23 protein-coding genes are annotated in these 21,304 nt (G+C 63.8%); 7 read left to right on the top strand and 16 right to left on the bottom strand.

Annotation, left to right across the window (positions count from 1 at the left end; translation table 11 throughout):
- Nucleotides 1-2: 2 nt before the first annotated feature.
- From IC50_RS41310 to IC50_RS14725, 5 genes are all read right to left on the bottom strand, one after another.
- Nucleotides 3-164 (bottom strand): hypothetical protein, encoded by a 162-nt coding sequence (locus IC50_RS41310; RefSeq protein ID WP_244429585.1) that lies wholly within the window; start codon nucleotides 162-164, stop codon nucleotides 3-5.
- Complete coding sequence (locus tag IC50_RS43090; RefSeq protein ID WP_244429584.1) at nucleotides 152-406, bottom strand: hypothetical protein; 255 nt, start codon at nucleotides 404-406, stop codon at nucleotides 152-154. Before IC50_RS43090 ends, IC50_RS41310 begins: the two co-directional genes overlap by 13 nt.
- A 659-nt stretch (nucleotides 407-1,065) precedes the next feature.
- Complete coding sequence (locus IC50_RS14735; RefSeq protein ID WP_035705638.1) at nucleotides 1,066-1,497, bottom strand: EF-hand domain-containing protein; 432 nt, start codon at nucleotides 1,495-1,497, stop codon at nucleotides 1,066-1,068.
- A gap of 279 nt (nucleotides 1,498-1,776) precedes the next feature.
- Nucleotides 1,777-4,074 carry a heavy metal translocating P-type ATPase gene (locus tag IC50_RS14730; protein ID WP_035705590.1) on the bottom strand — a complete coding sequence of 766 codons (2,298 nt, stop codon included), beginning with the start codon at nucleotides 4,072-4,074 and terminating at the stop codon, nucleotides 1,777-1,779.
- A gap of 165 nt (nucleotides 4,075-4,239) precedes the next feature.
- A complete protein-coding gene (locus IC50_RS14725; protein ID WP_035705587.1) occupies nucleotides 4,240-5,076 on the bottom strand; it encodes a universal stress protein in 837 nt (278 codons plus the stop codon).
- Nucleotides 5,077-5,587: 511 nt separating this feature from the next.
- On the opposite strand from IC50_RS14725, the gene IC50_RS14720 reads away from it, so the two are divergent.
- Nucleotides 5,588-8,242 carry a cation-translocating P-type ATPase gene (locus IC50_RS14720; RefSeq protein WP_081492442.1) on the top strand — a complete coding sequence of 885 codons (2,655 nt, stop codon included), beginning with the start codon at nucleotides 5,588-5,590 and terminating at the stop codon, nucleotides 8,240-8,242.
- A complete protein-coding gene (locus IC50_RS14715) occupies nucleotides 8,243-9,250 on the top strand; it encodes a sodium:calcium antiporter (protein ID WP_035705581.1) in 1,008 nt (335 codons plus the stop codon). It abuts the gene before it with no gap.
- 8 nt (nucleotides 9,251-9,258) lie between these two features.
- Here IC50_RS14715 and IC50_RS14710 read toward each other — a convergent pair whose 3' ends face one another.
- Entirely contained in the window at nucleotides 9,259-10,086 is an 828-nt protein-coding gene (locus IC50_RS14710; protein ID WP_035705578.1) for a universal stress protein, read from the bottom strand.
- 218 nt (nucleotides 10,087-10,304) lie between these two features.
- Here IC50_RS14710 and IC50_RS14705 point away from each other — a divergent pair, with 218 nt between their 5' ends.
- Nucleotides 10,305-11,321 carry a metallophosphoesterase gene (locus tag IC50_RS14705; RefSeq protein ID WP_244429583.1) on the top strand — a complete coding sequence of 339 codons (1,017 nt, stop codon included), beginning with the start codon at nucleotides 10,305-10,307 and terminating at the stop codon, nucleotides 11,319-11,321.
- Here the strand turns inward: IC50_RS14705 and IC50_RS14700 are convergent.
- Together IC50_RS14700 and IC50_RS14695 are read right to left on the bottom strand one after the other, a co-directional pair.
- Nucleotides 11,286-11,774 carry a CDP-archaeol synthase gene (locus IC50_RS14700; protein ID WP_035705575.1) on the bottom strand — a complete coding sequence of 163 codons (489 nt, stop codon included), beginning with the start codon at nucleotides 11,772-11,774 and terminating at the stop codon, nucleotides 11,286-11,288. The genes IC50_RS14705 and IC50_RS14700 overlap by 36 nt on opposite strands.
- A 221-nt stretch (nucleotides 11,775-11,995) precedes the next feature.
- Nucleotides 11,996-12,880, bottom strand: a complete 885-nt coding sequence (locus IC50_RS14695; RefSeq protein WP_035705572.1) for an MBL fold metallo-hydrolase — start codon at nucleotides 12,878-12,880, stop codon at nucleotides 11,996-11,998.
- Between the two features lie 86 nt (nucleotides 12,881-12,966).
- Between IC50_RS14695 and IC50_RS14690 the strand changes: the two genes are divergently transcribed.
- The 4 genes from IC50_RS14690 to IC50_RS14675 all read left to right on the top strand — a co-directional run bounded on the left by IC50_RS14690 (nucleotide 12,967) and on the right by IC50_RS14675 (nucleotide 14,947).
- Nucleotides 12,967-13,296: an ArsR/SmtB family transcription factor gene (locus tag IC50_RS14690; RefSeq protein WP_085973749.1), complete on the top strand. Its 330-nt coding sequence runs from the start codon at nucleotides 12,967-12,969 to the stop codon at nucleotides 13,294-13,296.
- Nucleotides 13,297-13,309: 13 nt separating this feature from the next.
- Nucleotides 13,310-13,621 (top strand): rhodanese-like domain-containing protein, encoded by a 312-nt coding sequence (locus tag IC50_RS14685; RefSeq protein WP_035705630.1) that lies wholly within the window; start codon nucleotides 13,310-13,312, stop codon nucleotides 13,619-13,621.
- A 103-nt stretch (nucleotides 13,622-13,724) separates the two neighbouring features.
- Nucleotides 13,725-14,507, top strand: a complete 783-nt coding sequence (locus IC50_RS14680; protein ID WP_035705569.1) for a sulfite exporter TauE/SafE family protein — start codon at nucleotides 13,725-13,727, stop codon at nucleotides 14,505-14,507.
- Nucleotides 14,508-14,629: 122 nt separating this feature from the next.
- On the top strand, nucleotides 14,630-14,947 hold the full coding sequence (locus IC50_RS14675) for an ArsR/SmtB family transcription factor (protein WP_035705566.1): 318 nt from the start codon (nucleotides 14,630-14,632) through the stop codon (nucleotides 14,945-14,947).
- A 146-nt stretch (nucleotides 14,948-15,093) separates the two neighbouring features.
- Here IC50_RS14675 and IC50_RS14670 read toward each other — a convergent pair whose 3' ends face one another.
- From IC50_RS14670 to soxC, 8 genes are all read right to left on the bottom strand, one after another.
- On the bottom strand, nucleotides 15,094-15,645 hold the full coding sequence (locus tag IC50_RS14670; RefSeq protein WP_035705563.1) for a YeeE/YedE thiosulfate transporter family protein: 552 nt from the start codon (nucleotides 15,643-15,645) through the stop codon (nucleotides 15,094-15,096).
- An 11-nt stretch (nucleotides 15,646-15,656) separates the two neighbouring features.
- Nucleotides 15,657-16,208, bottom strand: a complete 552-nt coding sequence (locus IC50_RS14665) for a YeeE/YedE thiosulfate transporter family protein (protein WP_085973748.1) — start codon at nucleotides 16,206-16,208, stop codon at nucleotides 15,657-15,659.
- A gap of 111 nt (nucleotides 16,209-16,319) precedes the next feature.
- On the bottom strand, nucleotides 16,320-17,411 hold the full coding sequence (locus tag IC50_RS14660; RefSeq protein ID WP_035705560.1) for a YeeE/YedE family protein: 1,092 nt from the start codon (nucleotides 17,409-17,411) through the stop codon (nucleotides 16,320-16,322).
- Nucleotides 17,412-17,518: 107 nt separating this feature from the next.
- Nucleotides 17,519-17,962, bottom strand: coding sequence for a DsrE family protein (locus tag IC50_RS14655; RefSeq protein ID WP_035705557.1), 444 nt, complete (start codon nucleotides 17,960-17,962; stop codon nucleotides 17,519-17,521).
- Nucleotides 17,963-17,970: 8 nt separating this feature from the next.
- A complete protein-coding gene (locus IC50_RS14650; RefSeq protein ID WP_035705623.1) occupies nucleotides 17,971-18,876 on the bottom strand; it encodes an alpha/beta hydrolase in 906 nt (301 codons plus the stop codon).
- A 13-nt stretch (nucleotides 18,877-18,889) separates the two neighbouring features.
- Nucleotides 18,890-19,294 (bottom strand): DsrE family protein, encoded by a 405-nt coding sequence (locus IC50_RS14645; protein ID WP_244429586.1) that lies wholly within the window; start codon nucleotides 19,292-19,294, stop codon nucleotides 18,890-18,892.
- Between the two features lie 56 nt (nucleotides 19,295-19,350).
- Entirely contained in the window at nucleotides 19,351-20,043 is a 693-nt protein-coding gene (locus tag IC50_RS14640) for a c-type cytochrome (RefSeq protein WP_035705554.1), read from the bottom strand.
- Nucleotides 20,027-21,298, bottom strand: a complete 1,272-nt coding sequence (gene soxC / locus IC50_RS14635) for a sulfite dehydrogenase (protein ID WP_035705551.1) — start codon at nucleotides 21,296-21,298, stop codon at nucleotides 20,027-20,029. The genes IC50_RS14640 and soxC overlap by 17 nt, the downstream gene beginning before the upstream one ends.
- Nucleotides 21,299-21,304 lie beyond the last annotated feature (6 nt).

Below are 21,304 nucleotides of genomic sequence, written 5' to 3'. Positions count from 1 at the left end.
TTCTATTGGCGCGGCCGCTCCTCCTCGCCGTGCTGCCGTAGCAGATCGAGCAGGCGCTTGCGCTTGATCATGCCGGGACGGTCGGACGGCATGTGCATCTCGAACTTGCGGCCGATGTCGACGATGGCGTCGGGAATCTCGGGGATGTTGGCTAAGACCCGCATCTACTGTCGGCGGCTACTACGGTGCTCCGACGGGACCAATCGATCGCCGGGTCGCCGATGAACGCGGCGACGTCTTGACCTTCACAATCAATACTATTGAAGATGCCATCGAGGTGTTCGGTGAACCCGAGGTCGAACTCGAGCTGAGTTGCGACCGTCCGAGTTTCGATCTTTGCTGCATCCACAAGCGCTGCGATGCCGAACCATTTGTGCAGGCGGTACATCTTGTCGAGGCCGCCCAACCAACGCCTCCGGCCAACGCGGTCGTAGTGCAAGCATCATCGCCATGCTCATGCAACCGATCGCCAGGACGCCGCTCAACTGCACCATCCTCTCGCGAAGCGGGAAAAAGGAGCCCGGCCCAAATGGCTGAGGCTCCGCAACCAGCCACAGCAGGACGACAACCGCCAGACTGCCCCAGAATGCCGGCTTGAGGTTCTGCATGTGGCCCTTCTCTCATGACGTTGCAGCGCCAGCTTGAATTGACTGAGCCGTTTTGCATTGAGCTGACTCAATCCTGCTCGTCATGAGCTGCACAGCAAACTCCTGGCTGTCGCGATCTCCCAACTGAAAGCAAGGAAACTCTTCGGAGGAGGTCCAGCGATCATCTCAACCGGGTCGCTCATACCGGCAGCCCCCGCACTCGGCTTCGTCATGAGACAGCCTGTCTTTGTCGCAAGATCGCACGCGCACGACAAACCGGCGGCGACAGTCCGGCTTCAGCCGGATCACGGCAGGAAGTGGTCGACGGATGATGTCCTGCACCGCGGCATGAGCGAGATCCGTCTCGCGATGACGCAATCGCTGGTACCGTTCACAACGGCACGTTATCCCCGCGCAATATGACGCCAGCCGATCCCGGCTCTTCGCGAGCCTTCGCTGTCACGCTCGGATGAGACCGTTATTGCGGCGGAGCGGGGCTTCGTGTCCCGTGCATGAAGGCCCGCATCTCCTCCTGAGTCAGCTTGCCATCCTTGTTGCCGTCCATTGCCTTGAAAATGCGCTCGTGCGCCACCTGAAACTCCGGCAATGAGACGGTCCCGTCGCCATCCGCGTCCATCAGAGCGAATATCATTCGGAACATGATTGGAGTTCCCATCGGGTCTCCGGAGGCGGGACCGCGGCCTTTCATACCGCGGCCCATCATTCCCATCGTGCCCCCGCTCATGCCTTGTTGCCCTTGCGATTGGCTCGACGTGGAATTTGTTGGGGCGGGCGCAGACACTTGGTCCTGCCCCGGATGGTGGGCCTCGTGATCGGCTGCCATCTGGCCAAGTGCGGGATAGCTCAAGGTGGCAAACAGCAGCGCTGCAACGATGGTTCGGCGTCGCATGAGAGTTCCTCCAGCTTGGTTTCCCATCAAAGCAAAGAACTCAACCCGCACACTGATGCAAATCAAAGGGTTACGACTGCAGCACCCGGACGGTAAATGATGCCCGCCGAAGCTTGTTCGATCACTCACGCTGACCCATGCGGTCCTCTACGGGCTCGGCGTCACGATCGGCGCAGGAATTTACGTTCTCGTCGCAGCGGCGGCCTTACGGAGCGGCACGCGCTCCTTCTGGGCTCCTTCGCTCTCACGGCTTGGTGAAGAAGTGCGCGGGCCGACAGGCTAAGCCGGTCCCTCGGCGGCCACGGCTTCGTAGATATCCTCCTCCTGGGCCGTGTGCATGCGCACCAACGTTTCGATGGCCTCGATGACCCGCTGAGCGTCCCGGACCAGATAGCGGTCGACCTTCTCGGACGGCAGGTCCTCGGCGATCCGAGTGAGCAGCCGGGCGAGGTGCAGGATCTCCCGATGCGCGCGGCTCATGGCAGAGAGGCCGTGGCGCTCGCGCAGCACCTCCGCAAGCCTTGGATAGACGCTGTCCTCATCGTCGCGCTCGTGCATCACGACGCTGCCCTGAACCAGGCGCTGGGCTTCCTCGATGAGCGCCGCGGCGGATTCGGGCGTCACGTCGTCCAGCGCGTCGACGATCTTGCGCAAGCGGTCGAGATCCCTGAAGAGAGCCTGATGATCGTGATGCAAGCTCAAGCCTTGCTCTGTCGTGATGCGCGGGCCGCCCCTGACGAGGGCCGGAGTGAGCGCCCGCAGCGCGTTCAGAATGACCGCGACATCGATCACCTCCTGGACGATCGCCGCGGGCACGGGATCGAGCCAGCCCAGAGTGGCGGCGACCATTGCCGCCAACGACAGCCCCATGCCGACGACGATGCTTTGCAGGGCGATGCGCCGCGCCCGCTGTGCAATCATGATCGCTTCGCCAACCCGATCGAGCCGGTCTGCCAGGATCACCACATCTGCCGCCTCGGACGAGGCGCTCGCGCCGCGCGCGCCGAGCGCGACCCCGATGTCGGCCACGGCCAGCGCAGGGGCATCATTGATGCCGTCGCCGACCATGATGGTCGGATGAAGGCGCTGTTCACTGCGTACCGCCTCGACCTTGTCCGACGGAACGCGGTCGGCCAGCACGGCATCGAGGTCGAGCGCGGCACCGATGGCCTGCGCCGCTGCGGCGCGATCACCCGTGACCATCACCATTCGCGCAATACCGGCATCGCGCAGCAGCCGGATCGCGCGTGGCGTATCGGCCCGCAGCTCGTCGGCCAGCAGCAGCGCGCCGATTGGACGCCCATCCACGGCAATGAAAACGATCAACGCCGAACGCCACGAGGCGCGCCGGATGGCGCGCAGTTCCCATGGCGATAGCTCGGCATGCGAAAGAAGCATCTCTCGCGAGCCTGCGGTGACTTGGCGTCCATCGATCAGGCCGCTCAGGCCAGAACCCATGGTCTCCTTGACCTGTTCCGGCCGCTTCAGCTCGAGACCGCGATCGACGGCCGCAGCAACGACCGCCTTCGCGAGCACATGATGCGAGGCTTGCTCGAGCGATGCCCCAAGCGCGAGGACCTCGTCCGCGTCCTGCCCCGGCGCGACCTCGACAGAGAGCAATCGCGCCCCTCCCACCGTCAGGGTGCCGGTCTTGTCGAAGAGCACGGTATGTGCGCGGGCCAGCGCCTCCAACGCCGCACCGCCCTTGGCCAGGATGCCGCGGCGTGCCGCTTGGGCCACGCCGGCGATGAAGGCGACGGGTGCGGCCAAAATCAGGGGACAAGGCGTCGCCGCCACCAGCACGGCAAGGCTGCGGGTCAGATCGCCGGAAATCCGCCACGCCAGGAAAGCGAAGACGAGCGTAACCGGCAGAAGAACGAGTGCGAAGCGATCGGCCATTCGCACGAAGGGAGCCTTCGACGTCTGGGCCGCCGTCACCATGCGCACGATGCCGGCGTAGGTGCTCTCGCCAGCCGGTGCGGTCACGGTCAACTCGAAGGTCTCACCAGCATTCAACGAACCGGAGAGAACTGCGCTGCCGCGTGTCTTCTCGACCGGAATGGGTTCGCCTGTGACCGCGGACTCGTCGATCGTGGCCGAGACCGAGCCAACGATACCGTCGACAGGCACGATCTCGCCGGCCCTGACGAGGAGCTCGTCGCCGACCGCGACTTCCTCGATCGGAACCTCCTCGATTCTCTCGTTGCTCCTGCGATGGGCCTGCCGCGGTGCCCGATCAACCAGGGATCTCAGGTCACGCTCCGCCCTTGCGATCGCGATATCCTCCAGCACGTTGCCGCCGGAATACATGAGCGCAACCACGGCCCCGGCAAGCGGTTGGCCCAGCGCCAACGCCGCGCTCATCGACAGCAGCGCAATCGCATCCACGCCCAGACGGCCACCCAGCAAGTCCCTGGCAATCGAGACCGCCAATCCGCCGATCACGGGCGCCGTGCCGAGCGCCCATGCGACATCGGCCAGATCGGGGTGGCCGGCGGCTCGCGCAAGAATGCCCGCGGTCAATCCCGAGATTGCAATCGCAACAAGGGTCCACCGCAGGACCCGCTCAAACGACATGATTTGGTTCCACAGCTACCGCAACGTCACTCTCACCCGAAACCGGCATCGTCGCTTGAGTAGGATCAACCGCAGGAATCAAGAACGCCAAGCCGCAAGCGTCGTTCACAGCCATGACCTGGATCAAAACCGTCCCAGCGTTGGATCGTGACTTTCGCCTCCTGATCAGTGGGACAACAGCACTGGAATCGGCGGCTTCGTCAGGATACTCCGGGTCGCGCCTCCCAATACGAACTCCCGGAAACGGGAATGACCGTACGCCCCCATGACGAGGAGATCCGCCCTGCGGGAGGCAACCTGCTCGGTGAGAACCTTGCCGATGGCCCGTCCAGCGGCATCGACCTCCTCGACGACCACATCGATGCCATGCCTCGACAGGTTCCTGGCGAGCTCGGACGACGAGCGTCGGCTCGAAATCGTCTTCTCATTGGTTACCGTGAGGATGCAGACCTCGCGCGCCTTCTCCAGGATCGGGATGGCGTCGGATACTGCACGCGCAGCCGCGCGGCTGAAATCCCACGCAATGAGGACCCTGTTCAGTTCGAACTCCCTGGAGGCCGAGGCTTCCGGAAGCACCAGGGTCGGTCGCCCCGACCCGAAGATGATCGCTTCGGCATGCCATTGATCGTAGGATTCCGGCACCGGCACGATGGCGAGATCGCGTAGCCGCGCATACTCCGCCAAAATGCCCGGCACCTCGGACGACAAGCAACGATCGAGAACGATCTCGTGCACGACACCGGATTTCTCTGCGGTCGATTCAAAGGTCGCCAGCAGATCCTGTGCATTCTTTCTGCTCTTGTGGGCCTCGTTGGCCACTATCGCCCCGAGATTGCCGGGGCCGGACAGGAAGCTGCCGGGAACTTGCACATGGACTTCACAGGAGATCGCCGCGATGTGGGCGCCGAGGAGAGAAGCCAGCGATACGGCGCGGTCGATCACCGCGACCGGGGTCGGGTCGGGATAGCTGGTGAGGGTGAGCAGGATGTCCTTGACGGCCATTGGGACTCTCCGAACGGAAGCTGCCAGAGCATATCCATGCAGGTTCCTGACGGCTTGATCTAGCTCAGAGTACCGACGGCATGCCCTGTGCAGGCTGCGACCTCTGGCGACCTCCTGCTGCGACATCATCACGCAGACCGGCGCTTCGTTCAGCCGACCGCGAATCATGCCCCGAACACTCACCGGCCCAGCCGGCTGGGCCGTAGCGCGGGCCTTGATCAGATCAGCGGCAGCATTCTCGGCCAATTGAACAAGCTCGTGGACTTGCGACAGCTCTTGCGGCCGTCAGATTGACCGAAATCAAAAGGCCTCGCGGCGGCCTCGTCGATATAGGTACAGCCGCAAGCCCTTGCATGGAACGACTCAAAGCGGATACCGTGCCCGGACCTCCAATCACACCTCCGGCACGCTCGCGACGGATGCATCCGATGCTGTCGTTCATTGCTGTCGTCGGCGGCCTGGTCTTTCTCGGTGCGCCCGGGGGGAGGCAGCCGAGAAAGGCGTTGGGCTGATGTCGAGACGCGATCTGATGCATGACGTTGGGCTGAGGACAGCGACCGCGCATTCGTTATCGGCGAGCGAAGTCCTTCGCGCGCTTCAAGTCGATCCGGAGCAGGGCCTCGCGGAGGCTGAGGCGACGGAGCGCCGTATCCGCTTCGGCTCAAACGCGATCGCTGCAAGGAAGCCGATCGGCGCCCTGACCATACTTCTTCACCAGCTGCGGGGCCCGGTAGTGTACCTGCTCGCGGCAGCCGCCGCGCTCGCTTTCTGGTTCGGCGAGTTCGAGGAAGGCGTCGCGATCGTCGCGGTTCTCGCGCTCAACACGCTCATTGGTTTCATCACCGAAATCAGGGCAGCACGATCGATCGAGGCACTGCGTGCGCTCGGTCGGACATCGGCGCGCGTGCGGCGCGACGGTCACACGCGCGTACTCCCGGCGGAGGACCTCGTGCCGGGCGACATGCTCCTCGTCGAAGCCGGCGACGCGATCTCGGCCGACTTGCGCATCGTGGAGGCCTCGCGTCTCGCGGCCGACGAGTCGACGCTGACGGGCGAGTCGATGCCGGTCGACAAGGCGCCCAGGCCGGCCGCCGAAGATGCGCGGATCGCCGAGCGCACATCGATGCTGTTCAAGGGCACGGCCGTGACGCGCGGCAGCGGCCTTGGCGTGGTCGTCGCGACGGGCTCCCAGACCGAACTCGGCCGCATTTCTCATCTCGTCGAAGAAGCGGAGCCCGAAAGCTCGCCGGTTGAACGCAGGCTCGCACGGTTGTCCGGACAGCTCGTTTGGGCCGTCGGCCTTCTGACCGTTGTGATCGCGGCGGTTGGAATGGCGAAGGGCAAAGATGCGTTCCTGGTCGTGGAATCGTCGATCGCGCTCGCGGTGGCCGCCATTCCCGAGGGCCTGCCGATCGTGGCCACGCTCGCCCTTGCCCGCGGGATGTGGCGCATGGCCCGCCAGAATGCACTTCTGGAGCGGCTCTCCGCGGTCGAGACATTGGGCGCGACCACAGTGATCCTGACTGACAAGACCGGCACGCTCACCGAGAACCGGATGGCCGTGCGGCGGTTGTGGGTCGAGTCCGGCGAAGTCGAGAAGGCCGGCGTGGAGGAGGTTGCCGGCGATGCGCTGCTCCGGCGGCTGCTGCATACAACAGTGCTTTGCAACGAGGCCTCGCTTGGCCATGGGGGAGTAGCGCATAGCGGCGATCCCATGGAAGTGGCGCTGCTGGAGGCTGGCCGGGCGGCAGGCTTGAATCGCCGCGAGCTGCTGCACGGCTTTCCGATCGCTGCCAAGCACGCCTTCGACAACGAGAGCAAGATGATGGCGACCGTGCACCGGCACGACGGCGCGTATTTCTATGCCGTGAAGGGTGCACCGGAGCGTGTGCTCGCGGCGTGCACCCGCATACTCACCGAGAGCGGCGAGACCGTGCTGGATGAAGCCGCGCGCCGTCTATGGGGCGGGCGGATTGCCGAGCTCGGACAGCACGGCCTGCGCGTGCTCGCCTGCGCGACCAAACTGGAGACATCGGCAGATGTCCAGCCCTATCGCGAGCTGATATTCGTGGGCCTCGTTGGCCTGGAAGACCCAGCGCGTGCCGACGTTCCGCACGCGATCCGCGATTGCCGTCATGCCGGCATCCGCGTCGTCATGGTGACCGGCGATCACGCCGTCACGGCCCGCAGCATAGGCCGTGCGATCGGGCTCGAAGCCGACAACGTGGCAGACGGCCGCCATATAGAGCGTCTCATCGGAAAGCATCCGCAGGAACTGAAGCGCGTCGGCATCTTCGCCCGCGTGAGTCCGGCGGAGAAGCTTGCGATCGTACGCGCGTATCAGGCGTCCGGTGAGATCGTCGCGATGACCGGAGATGGAGTGAACGATGCACCGGCGTTGAAGCAGGCCGACATCGGCGTCGCCATGGGCCTGCGCGGAACCGACGTCGCGCGCCAGGCGGCGGCGATGATCCTGCTCGACGACGCCTTTCCGACGATCGTCAAGGCGGTTCGGGAAGGCCGAACCATTTTCGGCAATATCCGCCGGGTCGCCGCTTACCTTCTGTCCTGCAATCTCAGCGAGGTCCTAGTCGTTGGGATCGCGATTGCGGCGGCACTGCCCCTGCCGATCCTGCCGCTGCAGATCCTGTACTTGAATCTCGTGACCGACGTATTCCCCGCTTTCGCACTGGCGATGGGCGAGGGAGAACGCGATATTCTCACGCGGCCGCCGCGCGATCCGAAGGAGCCGATCCTCGGTCGTCGGCAATGGACAGCGATCGTGCTGCAGAGCATTGCGCTGGCGGGCGGAGCTTTCGCGGCGCTTGGGCTGGCGCTTTCGGCCGGCTGGACCGGCGAAGCAGTGGTCACCACCACCTTCCTGACGATCGCATTCGCCCAACTCTGGCACGTTTTCGACATGCGCAGCAGCCGCTCCGGTGTCGTGACCAACGAGGTCACGCGCAATCCATGGATCTGGGCTGCGGTCGGCCTCTGCAGCGCTCTGCTCGCGGTCCCTCCCTATTGGCCCCTGACGGCGGAGGTCTTGCACGTCAGCCCTCCGACGGTGGCGATGTGGACCATCGTCGCCGGCTGCAGCTTGGCGCCAATGCTGCTCATTCAGGTCGGCCGCGCAATCGTCGCGCTTGCCAACCGAGGCCGCTAGATGACCGCCGCGTTGCCCTGGCTCGAATTTGCTCTTTGTGCCATCGCCATCGGTCTTGCCGGCCCTGTGCTAACGCAGTACGGCGATGTCATCGCGCGCTTGACGGGATTGAGCCGATCCTGGATCGGCCTCGTCCTGCTCGCCACGGCCACTTCATTGCCGGAATTGTTCACCGGCATCAGTTCGGTTGCCATTGCAGACGTGCCGGACATTGCCGTCGGAGACGCTCTGGGCAGTTGTGTCTTCAACCTCGTGATGCTGGTCCTGCTCGACGAGTTGAGCCGCGACGAGCCCTTGTACCGGCGAGTCGACCAGGGGCATGTGCTAACCGCAGGTTTTGGAATCGTTCTGATCGGAACGGTTGGCGCTATCATCCTGATTGGTCGCGGACCCCTGAGCGTCCAGTTTTTCCACGTCAGCATCTACTCGCCGCTTCTCGCCCTGCTCTACCTTGTCGCAATGCGCGCGGCCTTCCAATACGAGCGTCGTACGCCCCAGCCCCCACAGATACTCCGGACCGGCTCCGACCTCAGCCTGTCCGAAGCGCTGCTGCGCTATGCCGCTGCCGCCGCCGTTATCGTCGCCGCCGGAACCTGGTTGCCGTTCGTCGGAGCGCAAATCGCAGATACCATGGGCTGGCAAACGAGCTTCGTCGGCACTCTGCTGATCGCCGGGGCGACGTCTGTCCCCGAACTGGTCGTGAGCATCAGTGCGCTGCGGCTCAAGGCCGTCGACATGGCAATTGGCAATCTGCTCGGCAGCAATCTGTTCGACGTGCTTGTACTGGCGATCGACGATCTCGCCTATCGCGACGGACCCCTGCTGTCGTCGGTGTCGCCGGTGCACGCGATCTCGGCTTTCGCGGCCGTCGTGATGTCGGGACTCTTCATTGTCGCGATGCTCTACAAGCCGGAAACACGCATCCGCGGCACGATCGGTTGGGTCAGCATCGCGCTACTGGCCGTCTATCTATTCAGCGCGTATGCCGCGTACCTGCATGGGCACTGACGCCGCTTCTAGTGGAAGAGAAACAGCGGACAAGGCGGGCGCTCGGCCAATCGTCGCGTCGTCGAGCCGAACAGGGCGTTGCTCCAGCCGCGATGACCGAACGCGCCCATCACCAGCAGACCGATGTTTCGGTCAATGACCTCAATTCGGATCGCCTCGGACGGATCCACGGTCGCTTCGATGGGAACGATCGTGCAGTCGACGTCATGGCCACGTAAAAACTCAGCCGCCGCATGAGCGCGTCGGGTCGCAAGCTCCGACTCCGTCGCGATAGACGTCACGTGCACGCGAGCCTCGCGCCACAATCCCAGAAGCACGTACATTTGCAGGGCGCGCATGGCGGGCAGGCTCCCATCATATGCGACCAACACATCGCTCGGACGGCGATACTCGGCGCCACAGACGACAATCGGCCGCGGCGACAGCAAGAGAAGATTCGACAGCAATTCCGGTAACGATGCGGGTCGATCGACGGAAAAGGTCGTATCGTGGCCGGTGACAATGAGATCACGCGTCTCGCAGGCAGCGCGGAAGACTTCAGGCGCATCACCCTCGAAAGAGAGCCAGGAGAATTCGAGACCTCTCGCATCACATGCTTCGCCATATGACGCATGTATCCGGGCGTCATTCTCGCGCGCCTGCCGCCCCCGGATCTCTTCCAGCTTGACCTGATACGCCGAGGCGCCGATGCCGCCAATCATCGGAACCGTGAGGGAAGACAGATCGATTCCAGAGAGGCCGGTCACGAGCGCTCCGCCAGAACGGGCGAGATCGAAGGCAATCTCCCGGGCGCAAAGCGAGGATTCGGTCTCGCCGAGCAGAAGTAGAACGCGCATTGGTCAGCCTCCGATGCTGTTGGGCCGCGAGCTCTGTTGGCCAGACCTCATTTTACATGTAAGCTTATAAAGATGTTGGCGCGACTGCCATGACGCAGGTCAACGCGCCGCCCAATAGCAGCGATTGGCGCGGATAAGCGGCCCTGCGCCAAGGCGCGGCTCTGTCATATCTTGAAGAAGATCGACCAATGTCCACTGGATGACGGGCGAGCGCGCAGATGCAGTTGATGACCGCGAATCCCGGGGCAAGCCAGGTGGAAGACGAACTGCTTTCGAGATTGGAGCAGCGCCTCGGGCGGATACACGCACGGCAGCGCCTCGGGATCGAAACTGATCATGAGGCTCAGATATTTGGCCAGGGTCTCAACTTCTTTCATATCGAAAACTGGTACTCCTTTCATTCGCTCATTCGAAACCTCCTGAAGCTGTCCGGCCTCTACGGGCGGGGACGTCGCAATGCCGAAGACATCGTCGTCAAGCACAACGACTTCGATTGCGCCAATTTACCGCCACTGTTTGACGGATTCTCGATCCTCCATATCAGCGACACTCATGTCGACATGAGCGAGCCCGCCATGCGGCGGCTCATCAAGCTGCTTCCCGATCTGACCTACGACCTGTGCGTTCTCACCGGCGACTACCGCGGCAAGACCTTCGGGCCATTCCAGGCAGCGCTTGAAGGCATGAAACGGTTAACGGCTTACCTGAATCCCCCTATTCTCGGCGTGCTTGGCAATCACGACACCATTAGGATGCTGCCCGGCCTCGAGGCGATGGGCATACGCATGCTTCAGAATGAGTGCGCGACAATCAGGCGCGGGGATCAGGAGATATACGTCGCTGGCATCGACGATGCGCACTACTTCAGGGTGGATAACATCGAGAAGGTCGGGTCGGATGTCCCGGACGGTGCATTCTCGATCCTGCTGTCGCATACCCCGGAAGTCTACCGACAGGCGGCGCATGCCGGCTTCGACGTGCTGCTGAGCGGGCATACGCATGGAGGTCAGATCTGTCTTCCGGGATCGATCCCCATCACGCTGGACTCGGTCCTGCCGCGCAGGATGGGGGCCGGCGCGTGGCGCTATCATGACATGCTCGGCTATACGTCCGTGGGCGCAGGATCGAGCGTCGTGGCCGTGCGCTTCAATTGCCCGCCGGAGATCACGCTGCACCGATTGCGCCGGCGCGCCGATGGTTCAATACGGCTGATCTCGAACGCGCAACGTGTATAGTACGCGGGAGATCGCGAGCTCGCCGACGAGAAATATCCAGACGGTCAGGAAGACATCGGCGTAGTTCAGCCCGAGCATATCCCGGCAGGCCAGGAGCGGAAACAGCGATTCCGGAACCTGATCCAATCCGAGGGCCTGGCTGCTTGGAGGCAGGTTCATGCGCCGTTTCAGGAAGCTGGAGAACAAGTCTCCAGCCATCGCGGCGATCGCCACCAGGGCACCCAATTGGAAGCTCAGACCGAAAACGGTCGCACCGATTGCAGTCACGACGGTCGATGCGACCAGACCGCGAACGGTCTTGGAAGCTCCGAATACCGGTCGGCCGTCGAAGAACGAGACGCCCCCATCCAGTGCCAGCGCGAAGCGGGAGCCAAAGAGCTTCTTGGCAACGACCGGGGACCCGTTTGCGAGCGTCAAAAGCAAGAGCGAATGGAGAATAGGCACGACAGACATCACGCGGCTCGCCGACCTCGTTGTCAGGATTGTCCTGAATACGGCTCCAGTCCTTGACGTGGATCAAGCTGATCGATCGCGCGATCGCAGCCGAAGGGATTTGATACTCTGGCGTGGCAGATGGGACCGCTTTGTCGATGCGAGATCCATTTCGAACTCACGCCACATCTTCCGAAATGCCGAGCGAGAACGAGTTAGTGATCCGAGCGATGCTCGGACCGTCACAGGCCGAACTCGGCATCGTCTTTCATCTTCACCGGAATCTGCAAGTAGCGCACGCTATTGGACTGCTTGGGAGGAAACTTGCCCGCCCGGATGTTGACCTGGATCGAGGGCAGAAGAAGGCGCGGCGCGGCAAGCGTGGCGTCGCGCTTGGCGCGCATGCGCACGAAGTCGCTCTCGGCCACGCCTTCCTTCACGTGAACGTTCTTGCTCTTCTGCTCCGCGACCGTCGTTTCCCAGGCGTATTCGTCGCGACCCGGAGCTTTGTAATCGTGGCACATGAACAGCCGGGTCTCCGGAGCCAGCGCGAGCAGCCGCCTGATCGAGCGATACAACCGCTGCGCGTCGCCGCCCGGGAAGTCGGCGCGGGCCGTGCCGTAGTCTGGCATGAAGATCGTGTCGCCGACGAACACCGCGTCCGCAATCTTGTAGGACACATCCGCCGGAGTGTGGCCCGGCGTGTGCAGAACCTCGACATCGAGATCGCCCACCTGGAAATGCTCGCCGTCCTTGAACAGGTGGTCGAAGTCGCTGCCGTCCGTCGCCAGGTCGATGGCGTTGAAGACCGGCCGGAAGATGCGCTGGACGTCCTTGATATGCTCGCCGATGCCGATCAGGGCGCCGGTCTTGGCCTTGATGTAGGGGGCGCCGGAGAGATGATCGGCATGAGCATGTGTCTCCAGCACCCATCGGATGCGAAAGCCCTCCGCTTCGGCCTCTCGAAGGATCGCCTTGACGGAACGTGTATCGACCGCGCCCGCGTTGTGATCGTAGTCGAGCACGGGATCGATGACGGCGGCTTCCTTGGTCGCAGGATCGGCCACGAGATAGCTGATCGTATTCGTCGGCTCGTCGAAAAAGGCTTTGATGATCGGCTTCGCCATCAGCTCATCTCCCAATGGTTTCGACGCCTCGCGTCTTGACAGATATATTAGTTCTTCCTAATTTAGCAATACCTAAATAATGAGGAATGGATGTGACGGTCGTGTTCAATTCGCAAGCCATCGAAAACGCTGCCCGCGATATCGCGAACTTGCTGCGAACGGTGGCCAACGAGCGGCGGCTGCTGATCCTTTGCAGGCTCGTGGAACTGGGAGAGGCCACCGTCAATTCCCTCGCAGATTCCGTCGGCCTGTCCCAATCGGCCCTGTCGCAGCATCTGGCAAAGATGCGCGATGAGGGCCTGGTGACCTACCGGCGCGAAAGCCAGACGTCCTGGTACCGGATCGCCGATCCACGCATCGAAAAGCTGTTGGCGACCTTACACGAACTGTACTGCAAGCCAATCAAACCACGTTGAACAGGAGCATGTGATGTCACTTCCGAAAATCGATCCCGCGGCCGCGCGCCGTCTCGTCGACCAGGGCGCTATCCTCGTCGACATCCGCGAAGCCGACGAATTCGCCCGCGAGAATATCACGGGCGCTCATCATCTTCCGCTGTCACGACTGCACGAGGCGGAACTGACCGTGAAAGCTGGGGCAGCCGTAATCTTCCACTGCAAGAGCGGCGCCCGAACTTCGATGAACGCCTCCCGCCTCGCAGCAAAACTGAACGGCGCGTGCGAAGCCTACATCCTCGACGGCGGCCTCGACGCCTGGAAGCGATCCGGACCACCCGTGTAACGATCCGACAACCCGGCCGAAGCCGGCACGCGGCCCCTCGGGTTCGCGTGCACGGTCAGAGCCAAGCCGCCGACCTGGAAGGACCGGCCCTTGGAGTTCAGCAATGCATTCGCTCCTGACGGAAGCGGCTCTCTCCACGGCCTCCGGCGTCCTCGTGGGATTCTCGCTTGGCCTTGTCGGCGGAGGCGGCTCGATCCTCGCCGTTCCGCTCCTGGTCTATGTGGTCGGCCTGAATGATCCGCACGTGGCCATCGGCACGAGCGCGATCGCCGTGGCCGTCAATGCGGCCGCCAATCTTGCGACGCATGCCCGCAGCGGACATGTGAAATGGCGCTGCGCCACGATCTTCGCGAGCGCCGGTGTGGTCGGCGCCTATCTTGGCTCGACCCTCGGCAAGATCGTGGACGGGCAGCGACTGCTCGCCCTGTTCGCCGTGTTGATGATGGTCGTTGGCGGCCTGATGCTGCGCAATCGCGCCTATCTCGGTGATCCCGGCGTCAGATTGTCCAGGGAAAACCTGCCGAAGCTGATCGTGTCAGGTCTCGGAGTCGGGGTGTTGTCCGGCTTCTTCGGGATCGGCGGCGGCTTCCTGATCGTCCCTGCGCTGGTGCTGGCGACCGGCATGCCGATGCTGAATGCCATCGGCTCGTCGCTGGTTGCAGTCACGGCGTTCGGGCTGACCACGGCGGCGAACTACGCCGTCTCCGGACTGATCGACTGGCGGATCGCCTTCCTCTTCGTCGCGGGAGGAACTCTCGGCGGCCTGATCGGTGCGCGGTTGGCGAAGTCGCTCGGCACCCGCCGGGGTCTTCTGACCTCGGTCTTTTCCGGACTGATCTTCGCGGTCGCGATCTACGTCCTGTTCCGGTACCTGTCGGCAGGCTGAAGCCAACGCCGCCGCCGATCATATTCGGACCATTGTCTCGGTACTTTCGTTGATCGTCCACGGGAAATGGACCTCGTGAGCGTGTTTGACTGCGGCGACACAGATGCTATTGAAACGCTGTCATGCGCCAACTGAACACGACCGAACTGGAGCGACAGGCCAAAGAGGTGGCTGCGCTCATGCGCATGTTCGCCAATGAGCACCGCCTGCTCATCCTTTGCAGGCTGGTGGAATATGGCGAGGTTGCCGCGAGTGCTCTCGCCGAAGACGTCGGTCTTTCCGCCTCGGCACTGTCCCAACACCTCGCCAAGCTGAAGGCAGAGGGCGTCGTCGCTGCCCGACGCGACGGGCAAACGATGTGGTATCGCATCGCGGACCGGCGGGTCGAAGAGCTGTTTTCAAACTTGCACCGGCTCTTCTGCCGCCCCCGCAAGCGATGAGCTTGCCTCCGCGCACCTCGACGCAGGAAGCGGGAACCTAAAGCGCGTCATCGCGCTTTAGGTTGTTGTTTAAGCATGATCTCCGCGCAAACGCGTTCCGCGTTTGTCGCGAGGGAAAACCGCTGCGCGCTTTTCCGGATCATGCTTTAACCCCTCTTTTGCCTGGCTTCAGTGGATTCGACCCACCAGAAGAACAGTCCGGCACCGACTGCCAGTGCGGCGAACCAGACGATATCGGGGATGTTCGTCACGTCCGGAAGGCGAACCTTGCCCAGCGCCCCGACGTTGAGCACGTGGGCTTTCAGCCAGTCGAAGCTAAGCGCGTAGAGGATGGCCCCGGCGATCATACCGAGCGCGCCGACCAGAGCATGAACACTTCCGGCTGCAATGGCGCCGAGCGCCGTTCCAGGACAGTAGCCGTAGACCACCATGCCGACGCCGAACAGTGCGGCGCCGAGCGCCACCGCCAGCATGTTGGCATCCTTCACGTAGTATTTCGTGTTGCCGGTGTCGACGAGCAGCAGCACGCCGATGCCGCCGACCACGATCGCCGTGCCCATCACCTTCAGCACGGTGAAGTCGCGCAACCGAAATTGATTCTCGATCACGTTGCAGCTCGTCACCTTGCCTCGCTGCAGGAGGAAGCCGAAAGCTGCACCCATCAGTACCGGCCCAAGGATCGTCATCATTGCGGTCATCTCAATTCTCCTCACCGTGCACGGAACATGAGGGCGGAGACAGCGAGTCCGGTGGCGAACATGACCGCCAGGAACAGCCAGCTCGAGACCGCAAGCTGCAAACCGCCGGAGATGCCGTGCCCGCTGGTGCATCCGCCGGCAAGCCGGGCGCCGTACATGATCACGACGCCACCGAGGAACGCGGCCACGAAACGTTTCGCAACTGACGGGCCGAACCGCTCCTTCCATACATCAGGCACGAGCTCGAGGCGCCACGTGCCCGATATCACCGCCGAGAGAAACGCGCCAAGCGGTATGCCGACGAGGAACCAGACGCCGTAATCCCACTTCAGCGGCATGCTCTTCCAGTAGGAATTCTGGGCCACGGCCTCCGGCCCGACCACCGGGACGGCGAACAGCGAGGCGATGCGCGAATAGGCGGTGGTGACGCCGAGCGGATCGCCGAATACTGCAAAGGCGATCCAGCTCAACAGCCCGATTCCGGCGCCGACGAGATAGGGCGACCAGTCGATACGCGCGGCGCGCGACGCTTCGCGAACGTAGCTTTCCGTGATGGTGGTCATGTGCGTTTCCCCGGGGCAGCGGCACGTTACCGCGTTCCTGCGGCTCGATCGGCTCGCATCGGCAAAAATCATATTCAAGAAGTAAAATTTAGCAATCTCTAAAATATGAGATCAGCTTCCCGACGCCGGCGAGTTTGCCGCCTGGTGCGGTCGCGGCATGCCGGCACGGTCGACGAGAAGGTCGGTCAGCCCTGCGCCGAGCCACATGCCAGCAAGCACGAGCCAAGCCGTGAGCGCAAATACCGAGGCGCCGGTCACCCCGGCGCCGACCGCGCAGCCGCCCGCCAGCATCGCGCCGAACCCCATCAGCACCGCGCCGACTAGATAGCGTCTCATGCCGAGCCCGTCCGAAAATCCTTCCAGCTTCAGCTCGCCCGCGCGCGCCGCTGCGGCGAATGAGCCGAGGAATACGCCGGGAATGATGCCGAGGTCGAAGCCGAGCCGGAGCTGCGAACTGTTCAGCACCAACATCAGCAACTCGGCCGAAGGGCCGCTGAAGGTGAGACTCTTGAGCGTCACGGGCACGAATGAGGCCTGCGAGAGCTGGTAGGTGAAGAGCCAGCCGGCAACGACCGCCGCTCCCGTGGCAAGCGCGGAGAGGATGAGACCGCGTGGCAGGCTGCTGCGAAAGGCGAAAGCCAATCCGGCAATCAGCCACAATCCCCCGAATGCGAGCTTCTCGGGGATACCGGCGCCGAACACGGCCATGATGTCGCGGGACGGTCCGCCATCGACCAGCCACAGATTGGTCACCCATTCGCGTGCGGGCGACAACAGACCGCGATAAGCGGCCTGGGCGGTCACTGCAAACACCAGCCCCGAAAGCAGGGCTCTCAGATTGCCATTGGCCGAGAGCACGAGCAATCGGCTGGCGCAGCCGCGCGCGAGGATCATCCCGCAGCCGAACATCACGCCGCCCGCGAGAGCGCCGGAGATGCTGCCCTGCTGCGCGAGCTGACGCGCCTCGGAAACGTCGAGCCAGCCGAGCGCGACCAGCGCCTGCGTGCCGACCAGCGCCGCGGCAAAGGTCAGGAGCCAGACCGCAAGGCGCGGTCCGCCCTCGCCACGGGAGAACTCGACCGCCGCGGCACGCAGGCAGAAGCGGCTGCGCTGAGCGAAGTACCCGAACAGACCTCCGACCAGGAGCCCGCCGAGCCATGACAGCCGGTCTTCACCCAAGAGATCGATGATCGGCGTCAGCACGTCCGCCTCGGCTGTTCCTGCGAGCCTGCAATTCTAGCGATCTCGTCGTCGCGTCCCATGAGCCAGATCAAAGCTCCGACGCCGCAGGATGCCGGGTCGGAGCGGCCTCAGGGACGCAGATAGGCATATCCCTGTTGTTGCAGCTCGGCGAGCCGCACCACGCCGCCCTTCTCGGCCACCGCGAAGCCGGGCGTGAGGTCGTCGAGCTTGACGCCTTGCGCCTTCATCGTGTTGGCGCAAGCGTCAAAGCCGACGCCGGCAGCAACGAGCTTCGACATCATCGCAACGGTGTGGTCCTGGGCCGCGAGCGCATGAAAGGCACGCAGCGCCGGCCCATGCACGACCAGCCTGATGTCGGCCTTGCCGGGCCCACCGACGCCGTCGACGTGGTTCTGCAGATTGCCCAGAACGAAGACGACGCGATCGGCATCGGCGAGATGATAGACGACGCGCTGTCGCGCGGGCGTTTCCGTCGCCGCGGACGCCTGGCGCACCGCGAAAATACCAAATAGTCCGGCAAGGCTCGCGCGAAGCATGGATCGGCGCTGCATGGTCCCCCCTAGCGTGTCTGCTTGATGAACTCGGCGATGCGGTCGGCGACGTCTTCCGCGAACAGGTCGCGGAAGAAATGATCGGCGTCCTCGATCCTGTCGAGCTGCACCCTGCCGCCGCTCGAACCGGCAAGTGGAGCGAAGGAGGCTGCCACGTCGGGCACGACCGCATCCTTGGTCGCGGCGAGTACCAGCACCGGCGGCTTCGCGCGCGCCACGAGCGCGGCCGTGTCCTGGCCGGCATCGGCGGCATAGAAGGACGCGAAGGCGCGTGCGGTGACCACGGCATTGCGGCAATAGATGAAGCCCGGCACGTCCATCCACTCTTCGCCGCGGCCCGCAGCGATCGCCTTCGTCGCCAGCTCCAGAAACGGCTCGAGCGGCTTGCCATAGGCCTGCGCGTAGGAGCCGCGCAGATCGGCCTCGGCCTTTGCGGTCACCGGCGCCAGCAGCACCGCACCCGCCACCGGAGTGGTATCGCTCGCAGCGAGATACCGCGCGACCTGGTTGCCGCCGCGCGAATGGCCGAACGTGACGACGAGCCGGGACATGCCCCTCGCCCGCGCGACCCAGGCGCCGATCTCCGCAACTGCATCCTCGACGACATAATCGTGCCGCGCGGCGCAGTCATACATGCCCTTGCGGCGGTCAAGCCCCAGCGACAGCGTATGGGCGAGCGAAGCGATGCCGCGCTGCTCCAACGCCTCGGCAACGCCCTGGATGACTTCCATGTCCTTGTGCGCGAGCGTGCCGTGGGTCATCACGACGAGTGGCGTGTCCGGTGTCATCACGGCCGGTGTGCGCAATGTCGCGAGCGTCGTGCGGCCGTCGACCGACAGTTCGAGCTCCTGCTTGGCCGCACCCGCAGGCACGGCGAGCGCGAGCAAGACTGTCAGTCCCATCAACCATCGCATCGGCGGCTTCTCCTCACGGCCGGACAATCGTCCAGTTCTTCTCCGCCAGTTCCATCAACTCGGCAACCCCGACCTGTGTGACGCTGACGCCCTCGATCAGCGGTGGCCGCCTGCCCTCCTTCACCGCCAGCGTCTCCAGCGTGTTGCCGCAGGCGGTGAAGCTCACATTGGGCATCGATTTCAGGAAATTCACCAAGCGCTCCCTCACCGGCGAGCGGTCCTCGAGCAGCATGTCGAGGCCGCCGTTGAAGGCGACGACCACGATCTCGACCTCCTCGCCCAGCCCGGAATAATGCCGCGAGACGTTGGCCGCAACATCGAGGACGGCGCGCATCTTGAGCGGGTCGTCGTCGCTGATCTGCAGCGCGAGCCTGTGCGGTTCGGCCGCCCGTGACGAGGCGGCGGGACTTGTCACGATGAAGGCGGCAGCGATCAGACCGCGAAAGAATCCGCGGCGGCTCGCCCGGCCGCATCTCACTCCACGCCCCGTGACTTCCCGTCCTTGCTGTCCTCGGGCGTCACGTCGATGGCGGCGGCACGCCCGGTGATCTTCACCGGCGCGATGCAGTTCTTCATGCAGGGATCCTTCTGCCAGAACGATTTCTCGCTCGTGGCGCGATCGTCCATCACGAAGCCCTGCTCGTTCGGCATCCTGATCGTGGCGAGGTTCCTGTTGGTCAGCTCGAAATTCTGGTCGGTGACGATGTCGTTCAGGTAGAGGACATAGGCGACCAGCGCATAGTATTCGTCGACCGACAGCGACTCGGCATTGCCATAGGGCATGGCGTGACGGACGTAGTCGAACACGGTGGACGCGTAGGGCCAGTACGAGCCCACCGTCTTGACCGGATTGTCCGACGTCAGCGAGCCCTTGCCGCCGGCAAGCACCGGCCAGCGGCCGCTGCCCTCGCCGAACTCGCCGTGACAGCTCGCGCAATTGTCCATGAACAGCTTTTCACCCTGGGCGACCGTGCCCTTGCCTTCCGGCAGGCCCTGGCCGTCGGGCCGCACATCGATATCCCAGCCGCGGATCTCGTCCGCGGTTGGTGCGCGGCCGATGTGATAGCGGGGAGCGCTCCTGGCGTCCGGCTTCTGCTCCGCAAGCACCTGAGCGCTCAGCGCGCAAGCTATCAGCGCGGCTGCAATGAACTTAGGCGACTTCGACATTCTCGACCTCACCGTTGGCCTGCACATGCCAGGTCTGGATGCCATTGTTGTGATAGATGGAGTTGACGCCGCGAATCCTGCGCAGCTCGGCCTTGCTCGGCTGCACGTATCCGGTCTCGTCCTGCACCCGCGACTGCAGCAGCAGCGGCTCACCGTTCCAGTCGAACTCGTAGTAGAAGCGCGTCAGCGCCTTGTCGAGAACGGGCCCGTCGAGCCGCGCCGGCCACCAGTTGCGGCCGCCGTCGAGCGAGACGTCCACGCGCTTGACCTTGCCGTTGCCGCTCCAGGCAAGCCCCGAGACGATAGTGAAGCCCTTGCCGTGCCTGATCGGTGCCTGCGGGCTCGGGCTCGTGATCACGGACTTGGCGTCCATCGACCAGGTGAAGCGGCGCGCCTTGCCGCTCGGCAGGAGGTCGGTGTATTTCGACGTCTCCTCGCGGGTGTGCCAGGGCTGGTCACCGACCTTGATGCGGCGCAGCCACTTGACCCAGAGATTGCCCTGCCAGCCCGGCACCACGAGCCGCATCGGATAGCCCTGCTCGGGATAGAGCGCCTCGCCGTTCATCTTGTAGGCGATGATGCAGTCGTCGAGCGCCTTCTCGATCGGCAGGCTGCGATCCATCGCGGCCGCGTCGGCCCCTTCAACCAGCAGCCACTTGCCGTTGGTCTTGACGCCGGCTTCTTCCAGCAGGGTGCGCAGCGACACGCCGGTATACTGCACGCAGTGGATCATGCCGTGGGTGAACTGGCAGCCATTGAGCTGGGCGCCGCGCCATTCCATGCCCGAATTCGCCGCGCATTCCATGAAGTGGATGCGGTTGACGCGCGGATAGCGCTTCAGCTCCTTCAGCGTGAGAATGAGCGGACGCTCGACCAGCCCATGGATCATCAGGCGATGATCGGCCGGATCGACCTCGGCGATGCCGCCATGATGCCGCTCGAAACAGAGGCCGTTCGGGGTGATGATGCCCTCGAGCTCGTGCAGCGGCGTGAAGCTCACCGAGGACTCGCGCGAGGCGGTCAGCCATTCGACGTCGCGCCGGACCACGTCCTTCTCGAACTTCGACGGCTTGCCGTACGGACGCACGGCGACGCCTTCGCCGAGGGACTTGGTCCATTCCGGCACGTTTGGAGGCTGGTTCGCCGGATTGCCGCCTCCGGCCAAGGCGGGCTTTGCGAGCACCGAAGCCGCAACACCGGCGCCAGCGGCCAGGAAACTGCGTCGGGATTGCCGGGAATGATCCGTCTTCGACATCGCTTC

The organism is Bradyrhizobium genomosp. I (2014) (assembly GCF_000261685.1).
In the GTDB taxonomy this organism is placed as follows: domain Bacteria; phylum Pseudomonadota; class Alphaproteobacteria; order Rhizobiales; family Xanthobacteraceae; genus Bradyrhizobium.
The sequence above is the reverse complement of the archived record's forward strand: the minus strand, read 5'-3'. Positions and strand labels throughout refer to the sequence as shown.